Genomic DNA, 3,639 nt, shown 5'->3' on the forward strand with positions numbered 1-3,639 from the left:
TTTCGCTATACGTAGGTATCCTAGCTACGAAGGTGGCTTGGTCCCTCCTTCGGTCGGACTTACACCAACTAGATGATGCGTGCCTCTGGGCACGCGGGAAATAAAAAAGCATAAGCCCAGTTAATACTGAACTTATGCCTTACGAATCATATTAAATGTTAAATATTGATCGTAATCGATATCACTTCGCTACTTGAGTTAAATGATATTAGTTGAAAAATACGTTCAATTCTGATTCTTTATCAAATACATGTACTTTATTCATGTCGATTGCCAACTTCACAGTGTCGCCTTGACGAGTGTTAGAACGTCCATCAACACGAGCGATCAATGGTGCATTACTATTCAAGTATAACAACATTTCGTGACCAAGGTTTTCAGTCACATCTACACTTGCAGTGAAGATACTGTTCGGTGATCCTTCCAAGAATACAGGCTCTTCGTGAATATCCTCAGGACGAATTCCTAAAATAACCTCTTTGCCATTTACATAGTCTTTTAATACAGCAGCTTTACCTTGTGGAATTTCTACCTTAAGGTTTTCAGATTTAAAGTAGATGGAGCTACCTTCTTCAATAATGTTACCATTCACGAAGTTCATAGTTGGTGAACCGATAAATCCAGCTACGAAAATGTTACGTGGTTGGTTATAAAGCTCTTCTGGAGAAGCAGCTTGTTGAATAATACCATCTTGCATAACTACGATACGATCACCCATTGTCATCGCTTCTGTTTGGTCATGCGTTACATAGATACAAGTTGTTTCAAGACGTTTTACCAATTTAGTAATTTCAGCACGCATCTGTCCACGCAATTTAGCATCCAAGTTAGAAAGCGGCTCATCCATCAAGAAGACTTGAGGATCACGGACAATCGCACGTCCTAACGCAACACGTTGACGTTGACCACCAGATAATGCTTTTGGTTTACGATCAAGCAAATGCTCAATATCCAAAATTTTAGCAGCATCACGTACACGTTGATCGATTTCTTCTTTTTTCACTTTACGTAATTTCAAACCAAACGCCATATTTTGGTATACGTTCATATGTGGATAAAGCGCATAGGATTGGAATACCATCGCGATATCACGATCTTTAGGTGCTACATCATTAACAACACGATCGCCAATATACAATTTACCATCAGAGATTTCTTCTAGACCTGCAATCATACGAAGAGTAGTAGATTTACCGCAACCAGAAGGACCTACCAATACTAAAAATTCTTTATCAGCAATATCAAGATTAACATCAATAACGGTTGCTTTATCCGCACCAGGATATGTTTTATAAATATGTTCTAAACGTACGCCAGCCATGTGTAATTCCTCCTAATAAATTATAAATTTAGTATTGAATGTGCTTTAATTTTAAAATGTAATCGGATACAATTTCTAATCTTATATTACCTAATGCCTCAAAATCCCGCTATCCACAAACTGCACAAAAAAATCACGACTTTTTCGTTAATTTATACAAAAGCAGCCCAAGCTGCATTAAAACCGCGTCTCGAAAGCTTTTAACATCAAGCCCTGTCTCCTGTTTAATCTTGTCTAAGCGATATAGCAATGTATTACGATGAATATATAATCTTTTTGCTGTCTCACTCACATTACAATCTAATTGAAAAAAACTTTCTAGCGTAGTTAACGTTTCCTCATCTTTAAAAAACTCTAAATTAGTGCCTACTATCTCTTTAATAGCTAATTTTTCGCTTGTCGAAATGCTATACACTAAACGCTCCAACTGTAATTGCCAAGCAAAATGAAGATGAACTCCAATGGAAGTTGCCCGACCCAATTCAATAGTTTCTTTCAATATATAAATTGTATGCAGTAGCCGATCAGGTTTGATCAGACCCTCATGAACAGTTAAATAAAGACCACCACCGCCCCACTCTGTGGAAATGACCTCATATAAACCTTCACATAACCCCATCAGCATATCCTGGCTTAGCTCCGTATGCTCCTCATTATCTTCTTTTAAATCAGAAACTATATTATTCCCTAACAAAATAAGCCAATCTCGATCCATTGGAATCAAAACAGTTCCTTTGCCAAAATAACTCCGTAATAGCTTAGACAATTTATTAAAGCTCAAAGTGTTCGCAAAATTCTCCTCACAATGAAGTAGAAACGGTAATAAATTTCCCTTGAGCTGCTCATTCCAAATATATTGCTGAGGTATATCCAAATCATAAGTCTGCTTAGCTAACGCTTCATGAAGCCAATAACCAAACTCTTTACTTTTCACTTCTTCTGACTGCTGTGTAAAAGAGCTCTCATAACCTTGTTCCTGCTGACGCATCGTAGCTATAACTAAATTAATTAGTTTTATTTCCTGTTCATTAATGACCTTATTCCTCAAAATAAATACTTGAAAGCTATCCGCATTTATCTCATCGCATAACCACAAATACAAGCTTTGCTCAGCATCAAAATAATAGCGATTTCCGTCTATATTCAACCAATGATATCGCTCGATCTCTTCTTTATTCATATTCGCTAACTCAAAAGGTGCACCAATAATTGTAGCTAACTGTTGTTGAATGGTATGGATCTTTTTCATAGTATGCATTCCTATCCAAATAAAATAGTACATCCAAATCCAAAATTTCTTCATTTCAGTTTTATTGCTTATTATAGCATAATCAAAAAAACAAAAAAGCCGCCAACATATGTTGACGACCTTTAGGATGAGCCATGAAGGACTCGAACCTTCGACACCCTGATTAAAAGTCAGGTGCTCTACCAACTGAGCTAATGGCTCAAAACTGGTGGGGGCTGATGGATTCGAACCACCGAACTCGATGAGAACAGATTTACAGTCTGCTGCGTTTGGCCACTTCGCTAAGCCCCCGAATTAATGAATCACCTATTGTAGGTTAAATTCAAAAAGTGGCTCGGGACGGAATCGAACCGCCGACACAAGGATTTTCAGTCCTTTGCTCTACCGACTGAGCTACCGAGCCATATTAAATTGACAAAAAAATAAAGTGGAATGTTTATAACCTTCCCACTTCCTTGTGGAAATATAAATTAAAATAAATGGCGGAGCCGACGGGATTCGAACCCGCGGTCTCCTGCGTGACAGGCAGGCATGTTAGGCCTCTACACCACGGCTCCGCATTAAAAAACATAAAAATGGTGCCGGCGAGAGGACTTGAACCCCCAACCTACTGATTACAAGTCAGTTGCTCTACCAATTGAGCTACACCGGCACAGTGAAAGTTAAAAATTTAATTATGGTGGAGGCTGAGGGGCTCGAACCCCCGACCCTCTGCTTGTAAGGCAGATGCTCTCCCAGCTGAGCTAAGCCTCCGTAATAATGGTAGCGGCGAAGGGAATCGAACCCCCGACCTCACGGGTATGAACCGTACGCTCTAGCCAGCTGAGCTACACCGCCATATTACATTATATTATGAAAGTGGCGGAGAGGGAGGGATTCGAACCCTCGCACCGCTTACGCAGTCTAACCCCTTAGCAGAGGGTCCCCTTATAGCCACTTGGGTACCTCTCCATGCCATCAAACAAGGTACTTACCCTTGAAAACTGAATCCGAAACGAAAAGCTGCGTTTTACTATTGGATAAGCCCTCGACCGATTAGTACCTGTCAGCTCCATACATTACTGTACTT

2 protein-coding genes and 8 tRNA genes are annotated in these 3,639 nt (G+C 39.6%); all 10 read right to left on the minus strand.

The annotated features are described in order from the left end of the window. Nucleotides 1-208 precede the first annotated feature (208 nt). The 10 genes from J2Z32_RS22025 to J2Z32_RS22070 all read right to left on the minus strand — a co-directional run bounded on the left by J2Z32_RS22025 (nucleotide 209) and on the right by J2Z32_RS22070 (nucleotide 3,521). The gene (locus tag J2Z32_RS22025; RefSeq protein WP_210091364.1) at nucleotides 209-1,321 is read right to left on the minus strand and encodes an ABC transporter ATP-binding protein; all 1,113 of its coding nucleotides are present in this window, start codon (nucleotides 1,319-1,321) and stop codon (nucleotides 209-211) included. Nucleotides 1,322-1,454: 133 nt separating this feature from the next. Next, nucleotides 1,455-2,570 carry a PucR family transcriptional regulator gene (locus tag J2Z32_RS22030; protein ID WP_210091365.1) on the minus strand — a complete coding sequence of 372 codons (1,116 nt, stop codon included), beginning with the start codon at nucleotides 2,568-2,570 and terminating at the stop codon, nucleotides 1,455-1,457. 128 nt (nucleotides 2,571-2,698) lie between these two features. Then, nucleotides 2,699-2,771, minus strand: a tRNA-Lys gene (locus J2Z32_RS22035). Nucleotides 2,772-2,776: 5 nt separating this feature from the next. Then, nucleotides 2,777-2,861: transfer RNA gene (locus J2Z32_RS22040), tRNA-Tyr, on the minus strand. A 39-nt stretch (nucleotides 2,862-2,900) separates the two neighbouring features. Next, nucleotides 2,901-2,973: transfer RNA gene (locus J2Z32_RS22045), tRNA-Phe, on the minus strand. 77 nt (nucleotides 2,974-3,050) lie between these two features. After that, a tRNA-Asp gene (locus J2Z32_RS22050) sits at nucleotides 3,051-3,127 on the minus strand. Between the two features lie 19 nt (nucleotides 3,128-3,146). Next, nucleotides 3,147-3,222 (minus strand) — tRNA-Thr (locus tag J2Z32_RS22055). Between the two features lie 25 nt (nucleotides 3,223-3,247). After that, nucleotides 3,248-3,323, minus strand: a tRNA-Val gene (locus J2Z32_RS22060). Between the two features lie 7 nt (nucleotides 3,324-3,330). Then, nucleotides 3,331-3,407, minus strand: a tRNA-Met gene (locus tag J2Z32_RS22065). Nucleotides 3,408-3,429: 22 nt separating this feature from the next. Continuing rightward, nucleotides 3,430-3,521, minus strand: a tRNA-Ser gene (locus tag J2Z32_RS22070). Between the last annotated feature and the right edge of the window lie 118 nt (nucleotides 3,522-3,639).

Source organism: Paenibacillus turicensis, assembly GCF_017873435.1.
Lineage (GTDB): Bacteria > Bacillota > Bacilli > Paenibacillales > Paenibacillaceae > Fontibacillus > Fontibacillus turicensis.